The sequence below is a fragment of the Emticicia sp. W12TSBA100-4 genome (assembly GCF_040253585.1).
In the GTDB taxonomy this organism is placed as follows: domain Bacteria; phylum Bacteroidota; class Bacteroidia; order Cytophagales; family Spirosomataceae; genus Emticicia.
In genome coordinates, this window is the sequence record NZ_JBELAU010000040.1 from 1 (window position 1) to 4,982 (window position 4,982).

3 protein-coding genes and 1 pseudogene are annotated in these 4,982 nt (G+C 33.1%); 3 read left to right on the top strand and 1 reads right to left on the bottom strand.

Annotated elements, in window-relative coordinates; genetic code table 11:
* Positions 1 to 475 precede the first annotated feature (475 nt).
* Positions 476 to 2,011, top strand: coding sequence for a phosphoethanolamine transferase (locus tag ABR854_RS25550; protein WP_350268699.1), 1,536 nt, complete (start codon positions 476 to 478; stop codon positions 2,009 to 2,011).
* Between the two features lie 627 nt (positions 2,012 to 2,638).
* On the top strand, positions 2,639 to 3,361 hold the full coding sequence (locus ABR854_RS25555) for an L-type lectin-domain containing protein (RefSeq protein WP_350268700.1): 723 nt from the start codon (positions 2,639 to 2,641) through the stop codon (positions 3,359 to 3,361).
* 153 nt (positions 3,362 to 3,514) lie between these two features.
* On the opposite strand, the gene ABR854_RS25560 is transcribed toward ABR854_RS25555, so the two are convergent.
* Positions 3,515 to 3,673 (bottom strand): integrase core domain-containing protein, encoded by a 159-nt coding sequence (locus tag ABR854_RS25560; protein ID WP_350268701.1) that lies wholly within the window; start codon positions 3,671 to 3,673, stop codon positions 3,515 to 3,517.
* 268 nt (positions 3,674 to 3,941) lie between these two features.
* Here ABR854_RS25560 and ABR854_RS25565 point away from each other — a divergent pair.
* Positions 3,942 to 4,982 (top strand): annotated as a pseudogene (locus tag ABR854_RS25565) (IS3 family transposase); the annotation flags it as partial.

The window sequence follows — 4,982 nt, forward strand, 5'->3', positions numbered from 1 at the left end:
AAATTTTTTATCTAAAAATGAAAACCAAAACTATAGAAACGGAGGATAAAGACTTTTACTTATTCAATGACTGAAATGACAAAGAATATTTAAAGGTAGTTGCAGATTTGTTGTCATTTGATAAATTATGTTAAACAAATTGCCACGTAATGTCGGACGGTCGATGCCGCTATCCAGTTTTAGGAATTATCCACCTATGAAGCAACATACTAATTTATCTATTTTTTGCTACTACAAATAGGTAGTGCCGATGGCACATTTTATTTTATGTAACATGATTATTTTATTAAAAAACCAACCAATATTTTCTGAAAGCAGGTGGTTATATTTTTCATCAAATAAAAAATAGGAAAATATGTTTTCACGCAGTTTTTTCTCACAATCCAAATCCACCTCAGTTGTTTTTTTCTTTGTCACGATTTTGCTGATAGCTATTTGTGATTTTGTTTTTTTCTTTAAAACCCAACAATACTCTTTGGCACTCCTTGGAGCATTGGCTTGTTTGGGCTTACTATTTTTACCTGTATTCTTATTTAAGAAAAACCTAAGGCTTTATCTCAATCTTTTATTGCCTATTTTTCTACTTATTCCTTTTGATTTAGGTTCAATTATCCTTTTTGGAGCTCCAATCAACGATTCAACCATTCTTTTGGTTCTTAATACAAATTTTCATGAAGCAATGGAATTGATAGGGGGATATTTGTTTACACTAACTATCGGTATCGCTTTTTATGGTGTAGGGCTATTGCTATTATTTAATAAAGTGCCCAATACAATGCCTTCCAAAACGGCCTCTTACACCTCACTTATTTCATTGATTGTCATATTGGCATTGCCCTTATTTGATAATGGAATAAAAGAATATTTTACCAATCTTAGATCAAGGTTTTATACGATTTTTCCTACTTCACTTTTATATGCAGCAAAAATGAATTATGCTCAATATCAATTAGTTAATTCTACCCGACAAGAGAGAGAAAGTTTTAAATTCAATGCCAAACAAGATGTGAATATAAACGGCAAGCAATTATATATATTGGTTATTGGTGAAAGTTCTCGTTACGATCATTGGGGAATCAATGGCTATGCTAAGAATACTTCTCCACATCTCTCAAAAAGAGAAAACCTTATCTCTTTTAATGATGCCGCTGCGGGCGGTTTTATCACAGAATATGCTATTCCTTTGCTTTTAACAGGAGTTGGAGCTGATAATTTTAATAAACATTACCAACAAAAAAGCATCGTTAGTGCTTTCAAAGAAGCAGGGTTTGCTACTTATTGGCTGACTAATCAAGTAGATGAAGGTCACATAAGTATTCATATACAAGAAGCAGAAAAACAGATACTCCTTATTTCTGATTATAGAGCAACAAAGAATGTCCATCGTGATATGGAGTTAGTAGAAACCTTGAAAAAGATATTTACGGAACCAGGTGATAAGAAATTTATTGTTTTACACACCAGTGGTAGCCATTACGATTATAGCGTAAGATATCCCGATTATTTTGATATTATCAAACCAAGTAATAAAACGGTCTTTTCTAAGTCAGCAGATAAAAGATTCAAGGATGTATTGGTTAATAGCTATGATAATAGTATCCTGTACACTGATACTGTTGTTGATAGTGTAATTACTTTAGTATCAAGTCAAAACGCTTACTCTTCTGTTACCTATATATCTGACCACGGCGAAAACTTGTTTGATGACCAAAGGAATTTATCGCAACATGCGTATCCAGTTCCTTCAAAATACATTGCACATGTGCCGTATTTTGTTTGGTACTCGCCTTTGTTAGAGAAAATATTTCCTGACAAAATTGCTAATTTAAAGTTACATAGGAATGCCAAGATTTCGTCAGAAAACATTATTCATACAATTACAAGTATGAGTGGGGTTCGTTATTCAAAACAAGATTCTTCAAAAAATGTCACAAGTCCTTATTTTAAAAACAATGAACAAAGGATATTGGGGGCCAACAAAAAGGTATATAGTGCAGCTACATTGAAATAGGTGTAAGCACTAACAGTTGAATAGCTTCTTATAGTCGTGGAATCGCCTCTGACAGTTATGCAATCGCATCTTAAAAAGCCTGCTTTATAGTTGGTAACGCACAAAACCACACGCATTAGACCAGCATTTTGCAAATGAAAACTAATGATAAATCAAAAAATTATAGCAGAACCCAAAATTTATTTCCCCAAAAACATCTTACTTTATGATAGCGTTTATATTTCTTTTTTTATTTTCAATTCAGTGAAATAAACTCTTTTGATAGCTATTTTGTTATTTTTGCTTGGCTCTTGCACTTTTAAAAATGGAGAAAATGTAACGAATTCAAGCGTTTTGTCTAAAAATATGACTTTGATTTTTGTCGATAAAAGTATTGATTTAAATAAATCTACTATATCCAATGGTTGAATATACAAATCACTTATAATCAATATCTTATAAAAATCATCAGGTGGAGTAGGGACAATTCAATACCTATAAAATGAATCTTCTCTATAAATAAAACTACTGTAAAACAAATATTTCGCAACAAACTTGTTTTAGTCATGTTTTAAGATTATAATCGTCTAATTTAATAATTTTCCATTTTTTATTTAATAGCTTTTAAAACTCAAATTTAAGATATGTATGAAAATTCAATATACTATCCGCATTATTATAATCAATTTACTTTTTGTTAATTCATGTAAGCCCAAAAATAAAACAATGCCACCTGCAAATCAAGCAACTATAGTTGATTTCAATAATATAAAACAAATTGAGTTAAAAGGAGATGCTAAAGTTGTAAGAGGCTGTTTGCGACTTAACGGAGCGAATAGCAGTGCAGTTGGTGCAGCCTACTATAAATCGACAATGAGCGAGTATTTTGAGTCAGAATTCACATTCAAAATTTCAGAGTTAGGAAATGGGGGGGGGGATGGGTTTACATTTCTTTTGAGTAAAAATATTCCAGAATTAAGCATCGGCGAAGGGATTGGCTATCAAGGTACAAAAGCGTCTTTAGCTGTTGAATTTGATACATGGCAAAATACCAACCTAAGTGATCCAAATGACAATCATATTAGTATTCACACAAACGGTCAAGACGCTAATAATGCCGATGAAAAATATAGTATTGCCATAAGTGATAAGATTACCATTCTTTCAGATGGAAACTCACACATAGTAAAAGTCGTGTATAAAAATAAGGTAATAGAGGTATTTCTTGATGGAAAGTCTAGTGTTAGAGCATTCATTGATTTAAATAGCAAATTAGGCTTGAATGGACCTTTTTACATTGGCTTTACGGCTGCTACGGGTGGTTCTTATGAAATTCATGACATTTGCTCATGGACTTTCAAAAATTTTTAAAATTATGCTACTAACATAGATTGACAGGTATCCTTAAACCGTATTTACATGTTTTCTAATCACATTAGAAAACATGATTTTTTTATACGAATGCCACCTAAGTCTCTGATTACCAATAGATTGGTGCGCCTGTTTAGGTGTTCTGTAATCTAATTATGCATGCGGACGGCAATCATTATAAGTATTGATTACTTGTTCAATTACCTCCGAAGCCTCACAAAAAGAAAAAAACTTCACATTAAAATCCTCTTTTAAAGTACGATTTAATTGTTCAGTCATCGAATTTTCATTGGGTTCGGCCGATGAACACATACTAATTTTCTTATTTGCATCCGTCAATAAATCCACATAAGTCCACGAGCAGTATTATACACCTCTGTCAGAACGGGTCGCTGGAGCGATGGTGTATTATATATTCCAGTTAATAGGTTCGTCGTCAATTTTGGTGAAAGCCTAACTTTGACTCGTAATTACTACTCTTCTTCTCAGAAGTTCAAAACCAGCACGACCATACATTGTAAGTATCCCCAAAAAACAGACATTTTAAAATTGAAGAAAAACCTTTAATTTTAGATTATCTATGAAGAAGACACGATTTACAGAAACCCAAATTGTTTCGATATTGCACCAGCAGGAACTTGGTCGTAATGTGCGAGATATTTGCTGTGAGCATGGAATAGCCGAAGGCACGTTTTATCAGTGGAGGAATAAATACGGAGGGATGATGGTTAGTGATGTTAAGCGATTAAAAGAGCTTGAGGAGGAGAACATCAGATTAAAACGGATGTTTGCAGAACTGAGTTTAGATCATTGTATTTTAAAAGATGTCATCTCAAAAAAAGGCTGGGATCCTGCCAACAAAGCGAACTGACTCAGGAAATTGTTGAGCAGTACGAAATACCAGTTAGTAGGGCCTATAAGCTTATGAAATTACATGGTTTACAATATTACTATCAAAGCAAGAAAGATGATAGTGCTATCATTGATGTCTTGCAAGATTTAGCATTAAAGCATCCTTCTTATGGATTTAGGAAGCTATTTGCTTATATTAGGCGAGCTGGTAATGGGTAGAATCATAAAAAGGTTTATAGAGTATATAAACTATTAAAGCTCAACCATAAACGTTAAGGGAAAAGTAGAGTAAAACAGCCTTTAGTAGCCCAGACAAAAGTAAATAGCGTCTGGAGTATGGATTTCATGAGTGACAGTGTGGTAAGTGGAAGACGCTTCCGTACCTTCAATGTAATGGATGATTGTTCAAGAGAAGCCTTGTCTATAGAAATAGCTACCTCACTTTCATCTAAACGAGTCATTAGGACATTGGAGCGAATCATAGAAAACCGAAGGATGCCAACTATTCTTCGTTGTGATAATGGACCAGAGTTTACTTCTAAGGATTTAGAAATATGGTATAAGGATAAAGAAATTACCTTACAATTTATACAGCCTGGGAAGCCCAAGCAAAATGGCTATATAGAAAGATTTAATCGACTTTACTGAGAAGCGGTATCAGATGCCTATCTTTTTTTTGAACTGAACGATGTTAGAAAATTAACAAATGAGTGGATTGAAGAATATAATTATAAAAGACCCCATGAATCTTTAGGAAATTTAACTCCTA

Bases quoted from the DNA above. Each gene is read 5' to 3' on its own strand.
- ABR854_RS25555 (WP_350268700.1), top strand. From the start codon at position 2,639: ATGAAAATTCAATATACTATCCGCATTATTATAATCAATTTACTTTTT.
- ABR854_RS25560 (WP_350268701.1), bottom strand. From the start codon at position 3,673: ATGTGTTCATCGGCCGAACCCAATGAAAATTCGATGACTGAACAATTA.